The organism is Bacillus sp. FJAT-26390 (genome assembly GCF_001682865.1).
GTDB lineage: Bacteria > Bacillota > Bacilli > Paenibacillales > Paenibacillaceae > Pristimantibacillus.
Genome location: NZ_MAQX01000011.1, coordinates 348,750 through 369,698, shown reverse-complemented (window position 1 = coordinate 369,698; position 20,949 = coordinate 348,750). Strand labels below are relative to the sequence as shown.

The following is a 20,949-nucleotide window of genomic DNA, read 5'->3' as shown; positions in this document are numbered from 1 at the left end:
ATCAAACAAGGAGAGATTCCCATATGAAAGCTGTCGTTTTTCAAAGATATGGGCCGCCCGATGTCCTCGAACTAAAAGAGGTAGATAAGCCTGTTCCAAAGGATCATGAAGTACGGATAAAAATATATGCGACTACCGCATCGGCAGGAGATTGCAGAGTTCGAAGCTTTACGCCACCACCGATGTTCAGGCTCCCCATGCGATTCGTAATGGGCTTTAGAAAACCCAGAAAACAAATACTGGGCATTGAGCTCGCAGGGGAAATTGAATCCGTTGGCAAAGCGGTCAAGCGATTTCGCGCAGGCGATCACGTATTTGCGGTTACAGGTTTCGTATTCAGTGCGTATGCCGAATATGTTTGCTTGCCTGAAACGGCCGGAATAGCTTTAAAACCGGCTAATATGTCCTGGGAGGAAGCGGCCGGGGTTCCTGTCGGAGGCCTTGCGGCGCTGCATTTTCTTAGAAAAGGGAAAATTCAGAGCGGGCAAAAGGTGCTTGTATACGGCGCATCCGGCAGCATGGGCACTTATGCGGTGCAGCTTGCTAAGCACTTCGGGGCCGAAGTGACTGGGGTGTGCAGCGGCAAAAACGTCGAGATGGTAAAAGCACTAGGCGCTGATAAGGCCATTGATTACACGAAGGAGGATTTTACGAAAAGCGGCGATACGTATGATATTATTTTTGACACGGTAGGCAAATCTCCTTTTTCCGAATGCCAAAGATCACTTAAGAAAAAAGGCTACTATTTGATGGCTGTTATGATGCTGCCACATATTGTTCGGGGAACCTGGGCTTCAATGACCGGCAGCATGAAAGTCATTTCCGGCGTGTCTAGCGAACGTGCGGAAGATTTGTTGTTCCTCAAAGAGCTTATTGAAGCGGGCAGGTTAAAAGCGGTCATCGATAGAAGTTATCCGCTGGAACAAACGGCCGAGGCACATCGTTACGTCGATGCTGGGCACAAGATAGGCAATGTCGTCATTACTGTGAACCATAAATAAACGATTCTAACAGGCAAGCTGGTGCGGGGATTTTAACTGCATCAGCTTTTTTTTTGCTCGTACACCTTCATTATGGCTTGCTAGGTTTAAGCCTTGCCTTTATTGGACATTCTTGTATGGACAGGAACGTATGTTCCTTGAATCGAACAGGAATGGGATGATGATATGCTTGAAATGATAGAGGATATTGAAGCGAAAATGATTAGCCTGCAATCGCAAATTCGAAATCGTAAATCATGCGAACGGAATAATTTCAGTTATGAGTCGGATAACCAATATAAGATTTTAGTCTTAACTCTAGAGCTGGAGAAGTGGGAGGCGTTGATGGCGCTAATCGCTCAATATCAGAAAAAGAGAGGGACGCCGATCACCAGAAAGAGCAAGGATTTCGAGAGAACGATACAGCTTCAAATGAAGGATGTGCCTGGATCCATCAGAAGAGAAACCTGTTTAGCGATGATTGATTACATGAAGCAGCTGGAATGGGAAATCGAGAATAAAGACGAAGCAAATGGGCTCAGTTCACTCGGCTGAGCGGGTTGTTTTTTCACTTTTTTTCGGGTTAATGTGTCATTTGAGGCCAATTCTGTGAAAATGTTAATGCTACAACTGCAATTAGCTGTGATATAATTTTGCCCAGAAGATGAATGTTGGCAGATTACACCAACAGGAAGCGCTGGGAGGTACCTATGATCAGAAAAGGAAAGCCGGTTAGCAGGCTTATAATTGCAATGGTTTTGGGATTGCTTCTGCTTTGTATCGGACCGCTGTCCTTCGTCTCCGCAGGGGAAGCTGCTGCTGTGAATGATGTGACGATCAAGTTTAACGGCGAAAATGTAAAGTTGAAAGACCCGGCTTTTATGCTGGACGGAAGAATGTATGTGCCAGTGGCTCGCATAGCTGAAATATTCGGCGCCAAGTCAAGCTGGGATAACGTGAATGAGGAAGTAACGATACATACGGTTCTAAAAGATAAAATCGTGCTTGGAAACGGGGTGCCGGTCGTTTATTTCAACGAGGACCGTTACCGGATGGAAGCGGTTCCTTTCTTGTCGGAGGGCAGGCTGTATGCGCCGCTTCGCCAATTGTCGGAATTGCTGCATGCAAACGTGAATTTGAATACTGCTTCGGACGTTGTCGAACTCATAACGGTGAAGCCAGCCGTCATAACGGAAGAATACGGCTTGGATGAAATTAGCAAGGAAACGGGCAGCAGCAAGTCTGAGCTGTTGAAGCGGAATGGACTCGACGGCAAAGCAGCGGTCAAGCCGGGAACGAAGCTTAAGGTTGTAGTTCCTTCGATATTTGATAAAGCAGCAGCACCTTATACGGAAGCAGAATTTATGCTGCTAGCCAAGATTACGATGGTTGAAGCCGGATATGAATCGTATGAGGGGCAGCTCGGCCTAGCGAATGTCATATTAAACAGGGTGAAGGATGCAAGCTTCCCGGATTCGATCCGCGACGTTATTTATTCAGGAAAGCAATTTCCGCCAGCCCATAACGGCATGCTCGATAAGAGCAAACCGAACGAAAGCGTTCTGCGTGCCGCGAAGGATGCACTGAATGGAAAAAATAACGTTGGCAACGCGGTTTATTTTTTCAATCCCGAAGTTTCCAAAGGTTCGTTTTGGTCGAGCCTTGATGTAATTACGACAATTGGTCATCATAGTTTTGCGAGATAGGAAGTCCGCTATGGCTACAAGGCCATAGCGGGCTTTTTTTTGGACAAAGATAAGCCACTTCGCTGGGACGAATATATTACGCGTCAATCCCTCATATATACATATAGAAGGGGGATAAGTAAATGTGGATTATTTTGCTATCGCTGGTCGGATGCCTCTCCGGTTTTCTTCTGTTTCGAAAAAATACTTTGCCCGTCTATGATGAGCCTTATCAGGGGCTAAGGAAATTGTCCGTCATCATTCCCGCTAGAAATGAAGAGCTAAATTTGCCTTATTTGCTGGAATCCCTTAAGTCGCAAACATTCCGCCCCTTCGAGATTATTGTTGTGGATGATTTCTCAGAGGACCGGACGAGGGAAATAGCGGAAAGCTATGGGGTCAAGGTTATTGCGGGCAGCAGCCTCCCTGATGGGTGGACGGGTAAGAGCTGGGCGGTTTGGACGGGATACAAGCATGCCTCCGGCGATGTTTACGCCTTTTTGGATGCTGACATAAGATTGGCTCCCCATGCAATGGAATCGTTGATGAAAGCGAGAGAGCGATCCGGAGGGGTTATTTCGGTCGTTCCGTTTCACCATGCGGAGAAGCTTTATGAAAAGCTCGCCATGATGATGAATATTTTAGGCATTTTTGCGTTCACATCGGTTTTTGAGAGAAGCAACCCGAAAAAAGGGCTTTATGGCTCCTGCATCGTTGCCTTAAGAGAGGATTACGAAAAAATCAAAGGCCATGAGAGCGTCAAATCCGAGGTGCTTGACGATTTGTTATTAGGATCAAAATTTATGGCAGCGGGCATCCCTGTCACCAATTTTATCGGGTATGGCCTCGTTTCCTTTCGGATGTACCCCAAAGGCATTCAAAGCGAAATCGAAGGGTTTAGCAAAGGTGCGGTCCTAAGCACCTCACAGCTAAGCCCATGGACGATTATCCCTACAGCGATTTGGGTCGTTGGGCTCCTGCTATCTAGCACCGTGTTTATTTTCGTGGACACTTCATGGGGAGCGCCTTTAATGATCGGATACATCCTATACATGCTTCAATTCATTTATTTTATTAAATATGTCGGACACTTTGGGTTTTTGATTCCGGTTTTGCATGTTTTTTCTACGCTATTTTTTGTAGTCATTATGATTTATTCGATGTATCAGGTCGTTTTTCTGGGCCATGTAAAATGGAAAGGAAGGTACGTCCGAGTGAGGGGTAGGCGGGAGCAATGATCATTTTGTTGACGGCTTGTTTCTTTCTGTCGGGGTCGCTTATGTTCTCGTATTGGCTCGGCCTGCTGGGCAAAAAAAATCTAAAAGCCGTTGGAGACGGCAATCCGGGTGCCTTGAACCTGTGGAAGGCCAATGGTTATAAATATGGCATAGCCGGCGTTTTGCTCGATTTTTTAAAAGGTTATTTGCCGCTATTATGGATTATGGGAAGCGACTACGGGCAAGGATTTTTTATCATTCCGCTTGCGCTTGCTCCCATTGCGGGTCATGCATTCAGTCCCTTTCTGAAAGGGAAGGGCGGCAAAGCTATTGCGGTCACCTTTGGTGTGTGGAGTGCGCTTACGGGGTTCGAGGTTTCTTTGGCATATGCAGTCATCTTAGCGTTGTTCATGGCTGTGAATCGCAGTATTTTCAAAAACAGGTATAAGTCCGCGCAATCGGATGGCTTGCAGGTTGTAAGCGGGATGTTGCTGCTCTCCGTTTATGTGTCAATCAGGCCGTTCCCTGCGGCTATTTTCTGGGTCTGGTTGGGCAATTTCTCCATTCTTGTCTTTAAGCACAGATTTGAATTAAAGGCTTGGCTGAAGAGGAGCTTGGGGAAAGGTAATTAAATGGCTTTGGCAGGGCGTGAAATCATGCCGGTCCGCCGGAAAGAGAAAGGGCCGCCTCAAAAGGTCGGAATAGACCTCAGAGACAGCCCTGTTTTTCTGATTATTGATTCATAGACGGCTTGTGCACCACTTTAATTGATTGGTTATAGACGAGCACGATGTACACGATGTCCAGTATAAAGATCAAAACGTACATGATCAGCAACAACACGGATTGTGGATAAAGCATATAGCAGAGGACGGAAGCGCATACGGTACCGATCATTTTGAAATAAGCGATAGACAGCGATTGGCCTCGAAGCTCCTTGACCAGCAGCATTCTTATAAATAGAATGGACATCATCAGGTTGATGCCAAAGGCGGAATAAACCCCCATTTTATCATGAAACTCCACCGCCATTCCGTAATGCAGCAGCAAAGCGATGACAAGCAAGGAGAAGACGGAAGCATGAAGCGTGCTTTTTGGATACAAGCCTTTGGAATAATAGAGATATTGAATCAGAATGATGCAATCCAATACGAACCATATGAAGGTTACGACTTGCTGAAGCGGGTGGAATGGCATGAAAAAAGTAAATAAAAATTCCCACGTAATATTTGCGCATATGGAGGCGAGGGGCATTCCGCAGGATTGATCCTTGAACCCTTTATAAATGACAAGAATATAGACGATCGTCCAAAATAGGGCTACCCCAACTAGCAGTATTACTTTTAGCAGCAATAGATGCTCCATTTAGCAGTGATCGCATCCTTTCTTAAAAAAATTCGTCATACAAGAATATGAATTTAGCTTGTCTATGTATATGAAACAATCGATTGATGTAGACCGAAGGATAGAACGAATAAGATAAGAACCGTGATATGCCTCGCTTTTTAAGAGCTTTCTTGAAAATACTTTACCGATCGTTCTCAAAATGCTAAGATGGTTTTGGGAGGGATATGTGATGGGACGTACCAAAGCATTTGAGGAAAGCGCAGTTCTGCATAAGGCTATGCAGTTGTTTTGGGAACAAGGCTATGAGAAGACGTCTTTGAATGACCTTGTTGAACATATGGGCATCCATCGCAGAAGTATGTACGATACTTTTGGGGACAAGCATTCACTGTATTTAAAATCACTGGACCGCTATGGGCATATGGTTGGCTCCCAATTAGAAGCCGGGGCAAAAGGCGCGCAAACGGCAAGCCAAGCGATACGTTTTATTTTTGACTTTATCATTGAAGGCGGCGAGGATAGGCCGCTCGGGTGCATGTTTGTCAATTCAGCCATCGAGCTGGCAGCCCGTGATGAAGAGGTAGACGCCAAGGCCGCAAAAGGTTTTGACCATACCGAGCAGCTGCTTGTGGACATCATTCGCAGAGGACAGCAAACAGGAGAATTCACCGCTGACCACGATGCTCAGGCGCTTGCCGAACACCTGCACAATACGCTGCTGGGCTTAAGGGTCCTTGTCCGTACCACAGCCGGTAAAGAGAAGCTGCATCGCATTGCCAATTTTGCATTAGCAGCAATGGAAAAATAAAAAAATTTTTTTCAGCAAATGAGAATGATCGTTCTCAAAAAGTTGGCCGGCTTTCTCCATCGGCAATCCAGCTTTACTCCCACAAATGAAAACCTAAACTAGAGGAGACGATATACATGACAGAATCACTGAATTTAACAGGCAAAGTGGCTTTCGTAACTGGCGCCACACGGGGAATCGGATTAGAAACGGCGCGTGGACTTGGCAAGCTGGGCGCAACTGTAGTGATAGGAGCACGCGATGCGCAAAAAGGGCAGGCCACGGCAGACCAATTCAGAAAAGAAGGATTAACTGTCGAAAGCGTCAAATGTGATGTCAACAGCATAGAAGACCATGCTGCGGTATATGGCTTCTTTGAACAGAAGTATGGCAAGCTGGATATTCTCATTAACAATGCAGGCATTTTGCTGGATGAAGAGAACGTATCGGCGCAAATCATTAACCGTACAAGCACGCTGCCCGCAGAGACCCTTCGTGAAACCTTTGATGTCAATTTCTTCGCGCCAATCCAGCTGACGCAAACGTTGCTGCCGCTGATTCGCAAATCGGAGGCAGGACGAATCGTAAATCTGTCCAGCGTCTTAGGCTCGTTAACGCTGCATGCTGATCCAACGGCTCCTATTTATTCGTTCAAAACGTTTGCTTACAATGCATCGAAGACAGCATTAAACGCTTTTACGGTTCATCTGGCGCATGAGCTGAAGGATACCCCGATCAAAGTCAATTCCATTCACCCTGGTTGGGTCGTAACCGCATTAGGCGGCGACAACGCGGCAATCGATGTTGTGGAAGGCAGCCGTACCAGCATTATTGCTGCTACTTTGCCGGCTGACGGACAAACCGGTGGTTTCTTCCATCTCGATGACCAATTGCCTTGGTAATTCCTGCTTTCATATGAACTATTGCAAAAATGGTTGAACCGGCAGTCGTCGGCTCAACCATTTTTTTTATCGCGTCAAACAGGGATGTTATTTAAAACCTTCAATAAAACGGCTTGCTGCAATGGAAAGCGGCATGTTGCGCATAATCATAATACCTACTTGCGAGGGAGGTAGCTCCACTTCCAATTGGATCTCAAAAAGCGAGCCCTCCTCCAGCTCCTTGGAAACAAATTCTCGGGTGACGTAAGAGATGCCGAGTCCTTTTCGCGCAAATTCAATGAGAAGATCTACGCTTCCGACCTCAATTTCAGGCTTCAGCTCAAAGCCGTAGCCCTGGAACAATTCCGTAATGGCCATTCGTGCCCGGCTATTGCGCGAGAATAGGATGACGGGGTACTGGATTAGCTGCTCGAGCGATAGCGGCTTGTTCTTAAGCTCTGCATAACGGGCTCCGGCCACAAAACAATCCTGCAGCTGAATGCCTTCCCGCACTTCAAGCTGAGCGTCGACAATCGGCATACGAACGACGCCAAAATCAATTTTGCCTTCTTTCAAGAAAGCTATAATTTCCGGGGTAGTCCCATGAATAAGTTGAAGCTTGATGCCAGGGTGAATCTGATGAAAATCTTCTAAGTATGGCAGCAAATAATGCTTGAACAGCGAATCGCTGCCGCCGATCCTCAGCTCGCCGCTGTCCAGGTTTTTGAGCGCCGCCAGTTTTTCTTCCGCCAGCGATATTAAAATTTGCGATTTTTCAATATAAGAATAAAGGATAGCGCCTTCTTGCGTCAGGGATACGCCTTTGGAGTTCCGGTAAAACAAGGTGATGCCAAAGCTGTCCTCAAGCTGTTTGATGGCATGGCTGACGCTGGGCTGGGTGATATACAGGAATTTAGCAGCCTGAGTCAGGCTTCCCGTCTTCGCAGCCCAATAAAAAACCTTATACAGCTCATAATTGTTCATAGACATGGTCTATAGCTCCTGTGAAATATATTAATTACTTGTATAGGTGATAAAAGTATTATAGTGGAACTAAGCAAAAGAAACCAGCGCTTGCAGATTGGAACGGATAAGCGCCGCTGTTCCGGTCGCTGCAAATCGTGCTGTTAGAAATAAGAGAGAAGCTATGCTGGAAGGAGTAATGAACATGGAAGCCGCAACGTTTGTCTTGTTTGGAGCGACAGGGGATTTAGCCAAAAGAAAAATTTACCCTGCCTTGTTTAATTTATTTATCGAACAAAAGCTGCCGCAATCATTTTCTGTCATTGGTCTTGGAAGAAGAGAGCTGTCTGATGAAAAATTTCAAGCAAATGTGGAGCAATCTCTTCTTAGCTTCTCTAGACGCAAAGCAAGTGATCCTGCATTATTGAAAAGCTTCTTAAGCGCCTTTCGTTACAGTGTATTGGATGTAGGAAATAAAGAGGATTACCAGAAGCTTCTGAAGCTAATTGAACAACGCGAAGAAGAGCTGGATCTTGCGCCAAATCGAATGTTTTATTTGTCCGTTGGACCAGAGTTTTTTGAAACGATCGCATTCAACATCAAGGAAAGCGGGCTAGGAACGACAACGGGCTGGAAACGGCTGATGATCGAAAAACCATTTGGACATGATTTGCAATCTGCTCGGGATTTGAATGAAAAGCTGAGCAAAGCTTTTGCGGAGCATGAAATTTTTCGGATTGATCATTATCTCGGCAAACCTATGGTGCAGAAGCTTGAGGTGCTGCAGCAGACTAACCCCGTTCTTCAAGCATTATGGTCAAATCGTTACATTGCCAACGTTCAGATTACGGCTAATGAAACAGTGGGCGTTGAAGAAAGAGCGGGTTATTACGATCACGTAGGTGCGGTTAGAGACATGTTCCAAAACCATATGCTGCAATTGCTTATGATGCTGGCGATTCACCTTCCGAAAAACAGCAGCTCCGATGATGTTCGCTTTAAAAAGAAACTGGTGATGGAATCGCTTGAGCCGCTGCAAAAAGAGGATGTAAAATCGAGCGTGATCCGCGGCCAATACGCAGCAGGCGCAATCCAAGGGAATCCGGTAGTCGGCTATACTTCCGAACCAAGTATTCCTAAAGCATCCATGAACGATACGTTTATTGCCGCTAGGCTGCAAATCGATGATGTTTTTTGGCGGGACGTTCCTTTCTATATCCGAACCGGCAAAAGAATGAAAGAAAAATCAACACGAATCGTCATCGAGTTCAAGGAACCGTTAAAGCAGCAGTCGTCGGCAAATGACAACAAAACACCAAATCTGTTGGTGTTTGAGATTAGCCCTAATGAAGGGATAACGCTGCAATTAAATACAAGGGACCCTCAGCAAAAAGGGGAGTTCAAGCCGATAAACATCGACTTTCATACGAGCCGCAACGATGTGCCTGAAGCTTATGAAAATTTGCTGCATGATGCCTTGCACGGTGATCCTACGTTTTTTGCGCACTGGGATGAAGTGGAGCTGTCATGGAAATGGGTTCAACCGATCTTGCATGCGTTTGAAGAAAATCTTGTTCCGCTTCATCTTTATTCAGCGGGAACTTACGGACCTGCTGAGTCTGATGCATTACTGGCGAGAGACGGCTACCATTGGTGGTTCGATACGCTGACTGAACAAGAAATCGATACAATAAAAGGAGAACAATATGCCTATCACACAAACGATTGACCAGCTAGCTATTGATACGATCCGCACTTTGTCTATTGATGCCATTAACAGCGCCAATTCTGGCCATCCAGGCCTGCCGATGGGGGCTGCCCCAATGGCTTATGCCCTTTGGTCCAAATTGATGAATCACAATCCAAGCCATTCCAAATGGTTTAACCGTGACCGCTTCGTTCTTTCAGCGGGCCATGGCTCTGCATTGCTTTACAGTCTCCTGCACTTGTCAGGTTATAACGTGTCCATTGAAGATTTAAAGCAGTTCCGCAAGCTTAACAGCAAAACGCCGGGGCATCCCGAATTTGGGCACACTGATGGTGTAGAAGCAACGACGGGCCCACTTGGTCAAGGCCTTGCGATGGCTGTTGGGATGGCGATGGCCGAAGCTCATCTGGCATCTAAATTTAACCAAAGCAGCTTCCCGGTTATCGATCATTATACGTACGCGCTTGTTGGCGACGGATGTTTGATGGAAGGGGTAGCTTACGAGGCGATGTCCATGGCTGGACATATGAAGCTTGGCAAATTAGTGGTCTTGTACGATTCCAATGATATCTCACTAGATGGAGAGCTAAACCTTTCCTTCGGAGAAAATATGCAAAAAAGAGCGGAATCGGCTGGATGGGAATATTTAAGGGTTGAGGACGGCAATGACGTGGCGGCAATTGCGAAAGCGATCGAAGCCGCTAAGCAAAACGATTCGCAGCCTACCATTATTGAAATCCGGACGATTATCGGCTTTGGAAGCAAGAAGGTAGCCGGAACGAACAAGGCGCACGGCAATCCGCTTGGCAAGGACGAAGCGAGGGCTACCAAGGAAGTTTATGGCTGGCAGTATGAGGAAGAGTTCACGGTTCCAGAAGAAGTCAAAGCACACTTTGAGCAGCTTAAGCATAAAGGCGAGGCAAAAGAAGAAGACTGGAACAGATTGTTAGCTTCCTATAAAGCGCAGCATCCTTCGCTTGGCGAGGAGCTGGAGCAAGTAATCGATGGGACTGTCGTATTTGAAGCCAAAGACATCCTAACGTTTGACACGTCGAAAACCGTTTCTACCCGCATAGCAAGCGGTGCTGCTATCAATCATTACATCAAAACCGTACCATCGATTTTTGGAGGCAGCGCAGATTTATCGCATTCGACGATGACGGACATTAGCGGCGATCAAACCTTTGCCGTGGAATCCTATTCGGGACGCAACATTTACTTCGGCGTTCGCGAGCATGCGATGGGCGCTGCCGGCAACGGCATGGCGCTCCATGGCGGCGTAAAACCGTTCGTCAGCACCTTCTTCGTATTCAGCGATTATTTGAGGCCGTCCATTCGGTTGGCTGCTCTGCAAAAGCTGCCTGTCATTTATGTCTTTACGCATGATTCGATTGCCGTTGGGGAAGATGGTCCAACTCATGAGCCAGTCGAGCACTTGGCAGCGCTGCGAACGATTCCAGGCCTGACGGTCATTCGGCCATCAGACGCAAATGAAACGGCAAATGCATGGGCGTATGCCTTGCAGCAAAAGCAAGGTCCGGTAGCGCTTGTGCTAAGCCGCCAAAACCTTCCCGTTTATGAAGCGACGAAAGCAAACGTTGACGGGGTAGCAAAAGGCGCTTACGTGCTGGAGGAAACGAATGATCAACCGGATGTCATTCTTATCGGTACCGGATCAGAGGTTTCACTTGCGGTGAGCGCGAAGGAAGAGCTGGAGCGGGATAACCTCTCTGTACGTGTAGTTGCCATGCCGAGCAGAGAACTATTCGATCGCCAATCCGAAGATTACAAGCAGTCCGTTCTGCCTGCATCTGTTACGAAGCGGATAGCCATTGAAGCAGGTATTTCGCTTGGCTGGGAGCGTTATACGGGACCTACCGGAAAAGTATTGTCCATCGATACTTTCGGTGCATCAGGTCCTGGCAATGAAGTAATGGAGTACTTCGGTTTTTCAGTAAATAATGTGGTTCGCCTAACTAAACAATTGCTAAGCAATTAAAAAAATGGAGGTTGATCATTATGAAATTTTTTATCGATACGGCAAATGTGGAAGACATTAAAAAAGCGTACAAAATCGGCGTTTTATCCGGCGTAACAACGAATCCTTCTTTGGTTGCCAAAGAAGGAGTGAAATTCGAGGACCGCATTGCAGAAATTTTGCGAGAAGTGCCTGATGTAGAATCCGTGTCCGCTGAAGTAACGCCTGACGCACTTACAGCAGAGGAAATGATCGCGCAAGCGAACGAACTGATCAAAATCAATAACAATGACAAAAACATTACGATCAAGCTTCCAATGACGCTTGCAGGTTTAGAGGCTTGCCGTTATTTAACTAAAAAAGGCGTGAAAACAAACGTTACGCTGATCTTCACAGTGAACCAAGCGCTCCTTGCTGCTCGCGCTGGCGCCACCTATGTCTCGCCGTTTCTAGGCCGCTTGGATGACATATCGGAGGATGGCGTTCAACTAATCGTGAAGGTTGCGGAATTATTCCGTACGCATAACCTGGACGCGCAAATTATCGCTGCCTCTGTCCGCCATCCGGATCATGTGACTCGCGTAGCGATGGCGGGTGCGCATATCGCAACGATTCCGTTTTCGGTTATCGAACAAATATCCAAGCATCCACTTACGGATCAAGGGATGGAGAAATTCGCAGCCGATTGGAAAAAAACAGTTCAGCAATAAGATAGCTTGAAAGTTGAAGATGCAAATTGCAGGGAGGTAGTTACAATGACAAAACAGCAAATTGGCGTGGTCGGCTTAGCCGTAATGGGTAAAAACCTTGCCCTAAACATGGAGAGCAAAGGGTTCTCGGTTGCTTTATACAATCGTTCACCTGAGAAAACGAATGAGCTTTTGGCAGAAGCGCCGGGCAAAAATTTCGTCGGGGCTTACAGCATCGAACAATTTGTTCAATCGCTGGAGACGCCGCGCAAAATATTAATCATGGTTAAAGCGGGCCAACCGACTGATGATACCATTAATCAGCTTGTGCCTTACCTAAGCCAAGGTGATATACTCATTGACGGCGGCAACGCGCATTTCCCGGATACGCAAAGAAGAAATAAGGATCTGCAAGCCAAAGGCTTCCGCTTTATCGGCGCAGGCATTTCCGGCGGCGAAGAAGGAGCGCTGAATGGCCCTTCGATTATGCCAGGCGGGCAAAAAGACGCTTATGAGCTGGTTGAACCGATCTTGACAGCCATATCGGCTAAAGTTAACGGTGATCCTTGCTCCACGTATATCGGTGAAGACGGTGCCGGGCATTATGTCAAAATGGTTCATAACGGCATCGAATACGGCGACATGCAGCTCATTGGCGAGGCTTATCATTTGCTCAAGGATGTATTGCACCTTGGCACAGACGAGCTGCATGACATTTTCTCGGAATGGAACCGCGGCGAGCTGGATAGCTATCTAATCGAAATAACAGCCGACATTTTCGCTAAAACGGACCCGGAAACAGGCAAACCAATGGTCGATGTTATCCTTGATTCGGCAGGGCAAAAAGGAACAGGGAAATGGACCAGCCAAAGCGCACTGGATTTGGGCGTTCCGCTGTCCATTATTACGGAGTCGGTGTTTGCCCGGTTCATCTCCGCAATGAAAGAGGAGCGCGTAGCCGCAAGCGAGCGGTTGAACGGTCCGGCTGTACCAAGCTATGACGGCGATCCGAAGGAATTTATCGAAGCGGTACGCAAAGCGTTGTATACAAGCAAAATCGCTTCGTATGCGCAGGGCTTTGCCCAAATGCGAGCGGCCTCCGACGAGTACAAATGGAATCTCAATTATGGCAGCATTGCGATGATATTCCGCGGTGGATGTATAATCCGTGCAGCCTTCCTGCAAAATATTAAGGATGCTTATGATCGTGATCCGGCTCTGAGAAACCTGTTCTTGGACGATTATTTCAAAGGAATAGTCGAGAATTATCAAGACGCTTGGAGAAACGTTATTTCTATCGCGGTAACTAGAGGGATTCCGGTTCCTGCTTTTTCTTCCGCACTAGCTTATTATGACAGCTATCGTTCAGAGAGGCTGCCGGCTAACTTGCTGCAAGCGCAGAGGGATTATTTTGGGGCACATACCTTCGAGCGGCTTGACCAAAAGGGCAGCTTCCACTTTCAGTGGATGAAATAAGGTATGGGGGCTTCGAGCAATCATTTCAACTAGATCTCATAAGATGACAACAAACAGAAACGAATCGGATAATTATAATGTGAGGAGGGTGCCCCTTTTGGGTCACCCTCTTTTGATTTTTACAGCCATAATCTTGTGATTTATCATCTTTTGAGGGGCGTAGAGAGGACGATTGGCGGAACATTCACCTCGCTCATGCATAAACTTGGCAGCTTGCAGCCAGCCCTGTTGAAAGGAGGATACGATTTTTGCGCCGCTTACGCTGTAACTTTACCTCACCAAAAATAATCGCTGAAAGGCGTCACGTCCATTTAGCAAATTTAAGCATATAGACATGTAGGTGTTCTCCGCTGTTTAGGATATAATTGGTAAATGGCTTGGTCTACTAATTACATTCCTATTTTAAAGAGGGCAGGTGCGGTATGAAATTTAACGAATATCGTTATGAGCGTCCGGATGTAAAGGCTTTGGAGCAAAAGATCAAAGTGTTATTGGAATCGTTCCAATCAGCTGAAAGCTTCGAGGAGCAGGATGCTGCAATGGCGGCATTTAATAAGCTTCGGAGTGAATTCGATACGCAGCAGCAAATTGCAAGCATTCGCCACTCTATCGATACGAACGATGATTTTTATAAAGCGGAGCAGGATTTCTTTGACGAGAACGGGCCGGTCGTGCAAGAATATTTGACAGACTATTACCGTTTGCTTGTGACTTCGAAGTTCAGGGCTCAATTGGAAAATAAGTGGGGGCGGCAGCTGTTCCAATTGGCTGAGCTGGCGCTTAAGATTTTTAGCCCGGAGATCATAGAAGACCTTCAGCGTGAAAACAAATTGACAACGGAATACGCCAAGCTGATTGCATCGGCCAAAATTTTGTTCGAAGGCGAGGAGCGGACGCTCTCGCAGCTCGCGCCATTCCAGCAGTCCACTGATCGCGAAATGCGAAGGCGAGCTTCGGAAGCATCATCCGGCTTCATGGCTGAGAACGAAGAAACGTTTGACCGCATCTATGATGATCTTGTTAAAGTACGGACAAAGATCGCAACGAAGCTTGGTTTCAGCAATTATGTCGAGCTTGGTTATGCCAGAATGTCACGTACCGACTACAATGCGGAGATGGTAGCAAACTTCCGGAAACAAGTGCTAGAGGGAATCGTTCCGGTTGCGACGAAGCTGAGGGAGCGCCAGCAAGCCAGGATCGGCGTCAGCGAGCTGTTGTATTATGACGAGAACTTCAGCTTCAAATCCGGGAATGCGACGCCGAAGGGCGATCCGGAATGGATTGTAAGCAATGGCGCGAAGATGTACGAGCAATTATCCCCGGAGACGAACGAGTTTTTCCGCTTCATGCAGGATAATGATCTCATGGATCTCGTCAGCAAGAAGGGCAAGCAAAGCGGAGGTTACTGTACCTATATTAGCGATTACGGCGCTCCTTATATTTTTTCCAACTTTAATGGGACATCAGGCGATATCGACGTGCTAACGCATGAAGCGGGCCACGCCTTCCAAGTGTACGAAAGCAGGAGCTTCGAGGTGCCGGAATACAGCTTCCCGACTTATGAGGCTTGCGAGATTCATTCGATGAGCATGGAGTTTTTCACTTGGCCGTGGATGAACCTTTTCTTCGAGGAGGATGCGGATAAATACCGGTTTGATCATCTAGCGAGCGGCTTGATCTTCCTCCCGTACGGCGTAACGGTGGATGAATTCCAGCATTATATTTATGAGAACCCGGATGCGACACCTGCCGAGCGGAAGCAGGCATGGCGGGAAATAGAGCGCAAATATTTGCCTCACCGCAATTATGCGGATAATGCCTATTTGGAGCAGGGCGGCTTCTGGCATAAGCAAGGGCATATTTTCAACACGCCATTCTACTATATCGATTACACGCTGGCTCAGATTTGTGCCTTTCAGTTCTGGAAAAAGATGCATGAGGATCGTTCCGGGGCATGGGCAGATTATTTGAAGCTTTGCCGCCTTGGCGGAAGCTTGTCTTTCACGGAGCTGGTTAGCGTCGCGGGACTAAAATCTCCGTTTGAGGACGGCTGCGTCTCATCCGTTATCGGCAGCATTTCGAACTGGCTTGACAGCGTGGACGATAAGGCGCTTTAGAAGTCAATCTTCATTTCGGCCACAAAAACGTAAAGCAGCCTAATGAGCTGCTTTTTTTTATTCGTGTTCGAAATGATTTATAGCTTATCCAAGAAATATTAGTACTCGGTCGTTGGCATTTAAGTTGATTCGGTCAAATGGTTTACACTGTTGCTCAAGTAAAAGGATGTTTTCTATTCGTTGCTTGGAATGATAGCTCATTGCTAATAAAAGATAGTTTGGCATAGTTAAGAGAACCGTTTTGTTTTGCACCTTGTTTCATATAAAATGAAATCATGATACGACCTTAAAGGAGCCATCCATTGAGAAGAAAAAGCAAAAAAATAGCTAAAGGAAGCCTAATATTCATTGCTGTGCTGATTGCAGTCGGATTGATTTTTCCCACATGGACCCCGCAAATAAAAGGCGATAACAGCATAAGCTCATTAGAACAGGTTACGATCAATGGCACGGGCCATGAAGTCATGATCAGGGGAGCAGACCGGCGGAATCCGATTGTCATTTTTGTGCATGGCGGACCGGGGTGCTCCGAAATTCCTTATGTGAGGAAATATCAAGATTTGCTGGAGGAAAACTTTACAATCGTCCATTATGATCAGCGTGGAAGCGGGAAGTCGTATCATTTTTTTGAGGACTATTCCAATTTATCAACCGATTTGCTCGTAGATGATCTGCTCTCTTTGACAGATTACGTTGCAGAGAGGCTTGGACAAGAGAAGGTGCTGCTTATCGGCCATTCCTTTGGCACATACATCGGCTTGAAAGCGGCGGCCAAAGCGCCAGATAAATATATGGCTTATATTGGGATTGGGCAGGTTGCCGATACGGTGAAAAGCGAATTAGACAGCTTGAATTATACGATTGAGCAAGCAAAGCTTGCCGGTCATTTGAAAGATGCGAAGCGATTGGAGCTTCTTCGGGGGCGAGTCGAGCAAGGGGAGGCGACTACTCCCAGAAGCATGGTTCGAAAATACGGCGGAGCGGCAAGATTAATTAACGATAACATGGATTATTACAAAGGGTTTCTCTTTGAACCGGAATATAATCTGCTTGATGTGATTCGATATGTAAGAGGGATATGGGTGTCGCAGAAAAATTTATTGAAGGAAGAAGCCCAAAATAATATTACAACACTCGTTAATAAATTGGATATCCCCGCTTATTTTGTCATGGGACAATATGATTATATGACATCCGCAAATGCGGCAAAAGATTATTTTGATAGGCTGGACGCGCCTTTAAAGGATTTTGTCATTTTCAAAAAATCAGCTCATTATCCCCAGTTCGAGGAAAAAGCGTCGTTCGCGAAGTGGTTGAAAAAAATATGGGATCAGCTCACGGTCTAAGCATTTTCCTATGCTAGCATTCAACGGAATGGAGCAGCGCCGGCAGCCGCTTCGTTCAATTGAGGTTTTGCCAAGGCCGATATGGAGCTTAAGCTAGCTTCGAGCCTAGCTGCTTCACTTTATCTAGCCATTTGGCGCGTTTTTCCGGTGACGACGTTTTTACGGGCGTAATCTCTGTAATCCGTACGGGGGTGATACCGCTAAACTGCAAAATATTACGCTTCATAACATTATGGCCCGCACTTCTGTAAATCCATTTGTAGTACCAGGCTGGAGTATCCATAGTGACGATTAAGTGCGCAGATTTGCCAGTGAGGAGCTTATCCCAAAAGGCGGAATTTGTACGGTATTTGAAAGCATAACCGGGCAAAAAGACACGATCAATAAAACCTTTCAAAATGGCAGGCATCGCCCCCCACCAGGTAGGATATACGAATACGAGATGATCTGCCCAGCTTATTAATTTCTGAGATGCTATGAGATCATCCTCCAGCTCCGTTCTTTGGCGGTAACCATACTTTAAGTTTGGGTTAAACTCTATTTTGCTCAAATCAATGCTTCGTACCTCTGCATCACTGCCCGCTGCCCCTTCCATATAAGCCCCAGCTAAGGCAGAGCACAAGCTTTGCGAATCGGGATGTCCGTTAATAACGAGAATTTTTGATTTCATATCGATGTTCCTCCTCAATTAAATGCCGCTCTATCTCTTCATTTCTGTCCTTCGGAGCGGTTTGCGTTATAATATAGTGGTGTATGACTACAGTTAGCTTAGTACGAATTCCAATATAAATGAATGATCAATGACGCAAAAAAGGTTACTGATTTGCGCAAAGGAGGATTAAAGCTTGGACAGTCAGGGTGTGGCCATATCGATGGTTTATCCGATTATGAAAACCATTGTTCATAAAGGATTTGATACGGAGCAGTATTGCAGCTACGCTTCTTTTGACGCTGGACTCTTGAGTGATGTGGAGGCTCGTATTTCTGCTGAGGAATTAGTACGGTTAATGATCGCAGCCGCCCATTACACGCAAGACGATCATTTTGGTTTGCATCAAGGCGAAATAATGGAGTTCGGGGATTTGGGCATTCTCGGCTACGTTATGATGCATTCGCGTACGATTGCCGAATCGTTAGCTGCCTACCAAAGATATAATGTGATTTTGTCCAGCGGCTTCAATTTAGAATGGGAAGTGCAAGGCGATGATCTCCTGATTCGGCTGTTTTTAGAGCATTCCGGCCAAATGTCTCGGCACTGCGTGGAGGATATGGCGAGCTCCGTGTATCGATTGATAGGCAGATTAAGCAACCGGCGTATTTTGCTGAATGAGGTTCAGTTTTCGCATGATGCACCGTCAAATACGAGTCCCTATACGCCAGTGTTCGGGATTATTCCTAAATTCGGCGGCGAGGACAATGTTCTGCGCATGAGCAAGGATGTGCTGTCCTATTCCGTTATGTATTCCGATTCCAAGCTGCTCGGCGTGTTTGAGGCCATCGCGCAGGAAACAAAAGATGGGCTGATGCCGGCAAGCGTGTTCTCGGAGAAGGTGATAAAGTGGATGAAAAAATGTATCCCTTCTTATTTTCCGACATTACAGCAAACGGCAGAATCGTTCGGAATCAGTACGCGGACACTTCAAAATAAGTTGAAGGAAGAATTCACGACCTACAATGACCTTTCTATCCGCGTTCGCAAGGAGCTCGCTATGGGTTATTTGAAGAAATGGGAGTATTCGGTTGGCGAGATTGCTTATGTTATGCATTTTTCGGAGCCTAGCGCTTTTCAGAGCGCATTTAAGAAGTGGACGGGACTGACGCCAGGGCAATATCGGACAAAAGTAATGAAGGAGCTTACAGAAAGATCCTCCTAGCGCTCCGCAGGACTTAATTCTGCCCGAACCCCCGCTAAGATTTCATAATCTCCATTCCATTATTCCTCTTCATCGACAACTGGAATGATCACCTTATTGGAATCGGTGCTCATCGGGGAGAGCTTGCGGCTCGGATAAACCGAAACGTACGTGGAGTGAGCCTGGTTGATAATCGTGCCCGATTCAATAAGAACCCGAACCGCATAGGTCGCGCTCGCCCGCTCTCCGGGCTTTAGATTGCCGATGAGTATGTGAAGGATAGGGCCATTTGCTGGCTGCGGCACACCGTTGCGAGAACTTGGAAGGTGAACGTTACATGCCCTTTGGTTAAAGTCGTTCCAATGTTGATGCCCGCAGACGGGTTTGAGCCGGGGAACACAAAAAAGAAGCCGTCTCCTTCCATACCGGGACTGGTTATAATCAAACCGACTGCTGCGGCTAGACGCTTGAATTCGCATATAGGAAATGAACTCGTTTTATTTACATACATACTGTATGTATGTTAATATCCGAATAAGCCATAATGATCTAAAAACAAGGGAGAGTGTGAAAATGAAATGGAACAGTTTCTATCCGGTTGTCATGACACAGACGGTAGCGGAAAGCGCGGCATTTTATCAACGCTACTTTGGTTTTGAAGTTGTATACGAGTCGGATTGGTATGTGAGCTTGCGCTCAGGCGCAGGCGATAATGGATTATCGTATGAGTTGGCACTGCTTGATGCCGGGCATCCAACGATTCCTGCTGCTTATCGCAAGAAGGCAGAGGGATTGATTCTGAACATGGAAGTTGATAATGTGAATAGTAAATACCAGCGGCTAGTCATTGACGCGAAGCTGACGTTGGAGCAGGATATTCGGGATGAGGATTTTGGGCAGCGTCATTTTATACTTTCTGATCCTAGCGGCGTATTGATAGATGTAATAGAAATGATTCTGCCTACGGAGGAAGAAGCTTCCCATTATTCGGAATCGGTGTGGCAGCAAGAGCAGTAAGGAAAGGTTAGGAAGACAGGAGAAACCAGATGAGAAGAAACAAGAAGGATACCGCAGAAACCATTCAACGGCTGCTGGAAGTTGCGCGGCAGCATTTTACTGCCCATGGTTACGCTGACTGTTCACTGGAGGAAATAGCCAAAACGGCTGAGGTGACCCGAGGCGCCGTCTATCACCATTTTGGCAGCAAAAAAGGCTTGTTCAAGGAAGTGCTGGAGCTTGTGCAGCGTGAAGTGGCTCGGCGGCTGGAAGCGGAGGCTGCGCGCAGCGACGATCTGTGGGAGCAGCTTTATGTTGGCTGCCGGGCGTTTATGACTGTGGCGACAGAGCCTGAGAACAGGCGGATCATGTTAATCGATGGCCCTGCAGTGCTTGGCTGGGAGGAATGGCGGCTGATGGATGAACAGCAGTCCATGCGTCAGTTGTATGAACAACTGGAGCTCATGCAGCAGCAAGGTTATCTTAAGGACATTCGTCTCGCGGCAGCGACGCATCTGCTGTCAGGCGCACTAAATGAAGCAGCACTCTGGCTGGCACAGATCGCGAGCTCAGCAGAGGCTGCCGAAGCGATGGAAGACTGTTTGCATACGCTGCGCAAGCTGCTGGAAGGCATTCGTTAAACGATACAGCAGCCATTAAGGATACATGTTTGGTTCGGGCTTCACTCGTTTGTGCAAGTCGGGAGATCCCCCTTAGGGATTGAACGACTTTCTCTTAGCATATCAGAATTGTTCAGCCAGCTTATTCACATCCCCGACCTCACTTCTAACTTGCCCCTTTTTTATGCCTGACTATCCTTTCCGTTGGTGCCCACTTAAAATAGGTTGATTTTGACAAGCATGCGACTTACACTTTAATGGTTAAAGCTGAATTGGCCATGAATAGAATGATGCTATTTTATAATG

20 protein-coding genes are annotated in these 20,949 nt (G+C 46.7%); 16 read left to right on the top strand and 4 right to left on the bottom strand.

Annotated features, from left to right (window positions below; translation table 11 throughout):
* Positions 1-23 precede the first annotated feature (23 nt).
* The 5 genes from A7975_RS13325 (at position 24) to A7975_RS13305 (ending at position 4,514) form a co-directional block, all read left to right on the top strand.
* Positions 24-1,001: an NAD(P)-dependent alcohol dehydrogenase gene (locus tag A7975_RS13325; RefSeq protein WP_065385407.1), complete on the top strand. Its 978-nt coding sequence runs from the start codon at positions 24-26 to the stop codon at positions 999-1,001.
* 165 nt (positions 1,002-1,166) lie between these two features.
* Positions 1,167-1,535, top strand: a complete 369-nt coding sequence (locus A7975_RS13320) for a hypothetical protein (RefSeq protein ID WP_065385406.1) — start codon at positions 1,167-1,169, stop codon at positions 1,533-1,535.
* Between the two features lie 155 nt (positions 1,536-1,690).
* The gene (locus A7975_RS13315) at positions 1,691-2,686 is read left to right on the top strand and encodes a cell wall hydrolase (protein WP_065385405.1); all 996 of its coding nucleotides are present in this window, start codon (positions 1,691-1,693) and stop codon (positions 2,684-2,686) included.
* Positions 2,687-2,808: 122 nt separating this feature from the next.
* On the top strand, positions 2,809-3,903 hold the full coding sequence (locus tag A7975_RS13310) for a glycosyltransferase family 2 protein (RefSeq protein ID WP_053377178.1): 1,095 nt from the start codon (positions 2,809-2,811) through the stop codon (positions 3,901-3,903).
* Complete coding sequence (locus A7975_RS13305) at positions 3,900-4,514, top strand: glycerol-3-phosphate acyltransferase (RefSeq protein WP_065385404.1); 615 nt, start codon at positions 3,900-3,902, stop codon at positions 4,512-4,514. The genes A7975_RS13310 and A7975_RS13305 overlap by 4 nt, the downstream gene beginning before the upstream one ends.
* Before the next feature lie 100 nt (positions 4,515-4,614).
* On the opposite strand, the gene A7975_RS13300 is transcribed toward A7975_RS13305, so the two are convergent.
* Positions 4,615-5,247, bottom strand: a complete 633-nt coding sequence (locus tag A7975_RS13300; protein ID WP_065385403.1) for a transmembrane-type terpene cyclase — start codon at positions 5,245-5,247, stop codon at positions 4,615-4,617.
* 211 nt (positions 5,248-5,458) lie between these two features.
* On the opposite strand from A7975_RS13300, the gene A7975_RS13295 reads away from it, so the two are divergent.
* Both A7975_RS13295 and A7975_RS13290 read left to right on the top strand, forming a co-directional pair.
* Positions 5,459-6,037 (top strand): TetR/AcrR family transcriptional regulator, encoded by a 579-nt coding sequence (locus A7975_RS13295; protein ID WP_065385402.1) that lies wholly within the window; start codon positions 5,459-5,461, stop codon positions 6,035-6,037.
* Positions 6,038-6,153: 116 nt separating this feature from the next.
* Entirely contained in the window at positions 6,154-6,918 is a 765-nt protein-coding gene (locus A7975_RS13290; RefSeq protein ID WP_053377174.1) for an SDR family oxidoreductase, read from the top strand.
* 87 nt (positions 6,919-7,005) lie between these two features.
* Here the strand turns inward: A7975_RS13290 and A7975_RS13285 are convergent, their stop codons facing one another.
* Positions 7,006-7,887, bottom strand: a complete 882-nt coding sequence (locus A7975_RS13285) for a LysR family transcriptional regulator (protein WP_053377173.1) — start codon at positions 7,885-7,887, stop codon at positions 7,006-7,008.
* A gap of 178 nt (positions 7,888-8,065) precedes the next feature.
* Here A7975_RS13285 and zwf point away from each other — a divergent pair, with 178 nt between their 5' ends.
* The 6 genes from zwf to A7975_RS13255 all read left to right on the top strand — a co-directional run bounded on the left by zwf (position 8,066) and on the right by A7975_RS13255 (position 17,174).
* Positions 8,066-9,589: a glucose-6-phosphate dehydrogenase gene (zwf, locus tag A7975_RS13280; protein ID WP_053377915.1), complete on the top strand. Its 1,524-nt coding sequence runs from the start codon at positions 8,066-8,068 to the stop codon at positions 9,587-9,589.
* Positions 9,573-11,567 (top strand): transketolase, encoded by a 1,995-nt coding sequence (tkt, locus tag A7975_RS13275; protein ID WP_065385887.1) that lies wholly within the window; start codon positions 9,573-9,575, stop codon positions 11,565-11,567. The genes zwf and tkt overlap by 17 nt, the downstream gene beginning before the upstream one ends.
* A gap of 20 nt (positions 11,568-11,587) precedes the next feature.
* Positions 11,588-12,256 carry a fructose-6-phosphate aldolase gene (gene fsa, locus A7975_RS13270; RefSeq protein ID WP_053377172.1) on the top strand — a complete coding sequence of 223 codons (669 nt, stop codon included), beginning with the start codon at positions 11,588-11,590 and terminating at the stop codon, positions 12,254-12,256.
* A gap of 45 nt (positions 12,257-12,301) precedes the next feature.
* The gene (gene gndA, locus A7975_RS13265) at positions 12,302-13,711 is read left to right on the top strand and encodes an NADP-dependent phosphogluconate dehydrogenase (RefSeq protein ID WP_065385401.1); all 1,410 of its coding nucleotides are present in this window, start codon (positions 12,302-12,304) and stop codon (positions 13,709-13,711) included.
* A gap of 422 nt (positions 13,712-14,133) precedes the next feature.
* A complete protein-coding gene (locus A7975_RS13260; RefSeq protein ID WP_065385400.1) occupies positions 14,134-15,828 on the top strand; it encodes a M3 family oligoendopeptidase in 1,695 nt (564 codons plus the stop codon).
* Positions 15,829-16,130: 302 nt separating this feature from the next.
* Entirely contained in the window at positions 16,131-17,174 is a 1,044-nt protein-coding gene (locus A7975_RS13255) for an alpha/beta fold hydrolase (RefSeq protein ID WP_065385399.1), read from the top strand.
* Positions 17,175-17,262: 88 nt separating this feature from the next.
* Here A7975_RS13255 and A7975_RS13250 read toward each other — a convergent pair whose 3' ends face one another.
* A complete protein-coding gene (locus tag A7975_RS13250) occupies positions 17,263-17,844 on the bottom strand; it encodes an NAD(P)H-dependent oxidoreductase (protein WP_053377168.1) in 582 nt (193 codons plus the stop codon).
* Positions 17,845-18,019: 175 nt separating this feature from the next.
* On the opposite strand from A7975_RS13250, the gene A7975_RS13245 reads away from it, so the two are divergent.
* Positions 18,020-19,048 (top strand): AraC family transcriptional regulator, encoded by a 1,029-nt coding sequence (locus tag A7975_RS13245; protein WP_065385398.1) that lies wholly within the window; start codon positions 18,020-18,022, stop codon positions 19,046-19,048.
* A 59-nt stretch (positions 19,049-19,107) separates the two neighbouring features.
* Here the strand turns inward: A7975_RS13245 and A7975_RS13240 are convergent, their stop codons facing one another.
* Positions 19,108-19,332, bottom strand: coding sequence for a hypothetical protein (locus A7975_RS13240; RefSeq protein WP_065385397.1), 225 nt, complete (start codon positions 19,330-19,332; stop codon positions 19,108-19,110).
* A 268-nt stretch (positions 19,333-19,600) separates the two neighbouring features.
* Between A7975_RS13240 and A7975_RS13235 the strand changes: the two genes are divergently transcribed.
* Both A7975_RS13235 and A7975_RS13230 read left to right on the top strand, forming a co-directional pair.
* Positions 19,601-20,044, top strand: a complete 444-nt coding sequence (locus A7975_RS13235) for a VOC family protein (RefSeq protein ID WP_065385396.1) — start codon at positions 19,601-19,603, stop codon at positions 20,042-20,044.
* A 29-nt stretch (positions 20,045-20,073) separates the two neighbouring features.
* On the top strand, positions 20,074-20,664 hold the full coding sequence (locus A7975_RS13230; RefSeq protein ID WP_065385395.1) for a TetR/AcrR family transcriptional regulator: 591 nt from the start codon (positions 20,074-20,076) through the stop codon (positions 20,662-20,664).
* Positions 20,665-20,949 lie beyond the last annotated feature (285 nt).

Coding starts and splice junctions, on each gene's coding strand:
- A7975_RS13325 (WP_065385407.1), top strand. CDS start 24: ATGAAAGCTGTCGTTTTTCAAAGATATGGGCCGCCCGATGTCCTCGAA.
- A7975_RS13285 (WP_053377173.1), bottom strand. CDS start 7,887: ATGTCTATGAACAATTATGAGCTGTATAAGGTTTTTTATTGGGCTGCG.
- A7975_RS13315 (WP_065385405.1), top strand. CDS start 1,691: ATGATCAGAAAAGGAAAGCCGGTTAGCAGGCTTATAATTGCAATGGTT.
- fsa (WP_053377172.1), top strand. CDS start 11,588: ATGAAATTTTTTATCGATACGGCAAATGTGGAAGACATTAAAAAAGCG.
- A7975_RS13230 (WP_065385395.1), top strand. CDS start 20,074: ATGAGAAGAAACAAGAAGGATACCGCAGAAACCATTCAACGGCTGCTG.
- gndA (WP_065385401.1), top strand. CDS start 12,302: ATGACAAAACAGCAAATTGGCGTGGTCGGCTTAGCCGTAATGGGTAAA.
- A7975_RS13260 (WP_065385400.1), top strand. CDS start 14,134: ATGAAATTTAACGAATATCGTTATGAGCGTCCGGATGTAAAGGCTTTG.
- A7975_RS13320 (WP_065385406.1), top strand. CDS start 1,167: ATGCTTGAAATGATAGAGGATATTGAAGCGAAAATGATTAGCCTGCAA.
- A7975_RS13295 (WP_065385402.1), top strand. CDS start 5,459: ATGGGACGTACCAAAGCATTTGAGGAAAGCGCAGTTCTGCATAAGGCT.
- zwf (WP_053377915.1), top strand. CDS start 8,066: ATGGAAGCCGCAACGTTTGTCTTGTTTGGAGCGACAGGGGATTTAGCC.
- A7975_RS13235 (WP_065385396.1), top strand. CDS start 19,601: ATGAAATGGAACAGTTTCTATCCGGTTGTCATGACACAGACGGTAGCG.
- A7975_RS13300 (WP_065385403.1), bottom strand. CDS start 5,247: ATGGAGCATCTATTGCTGCTAAAAGTAATACTGCTAGTTGGGGTAGCC.
- A7975_RS13310 (WP_053377178.1), top strand. CDS start 2,809: ATGTGGATTATTTTGCTATCGCTGGTCGGATGCCTCTCCGGTTTTCTT.
- A7975_RS13305 (WP_065385404.1), top strand. CDS start 3,900: ATGATCATTTTGTTGACGGCTTGTTTCTTTCTGTCGGGGTCGCTTATG.
- A7975_RS13250 (WP_053377168.1), bottom strand. CDS start 17,844: ATGAAATCAAAAATTCTCGTTATTAACGGACATCCCGATTCGCAAAGC.
- A7975_RS13290 (WP_053377174.1), top strand. CDS start 6,154: ATGACAGAATCACTGAATTTAACAGGCAAAGTGGCTTTCGTAACTGGC.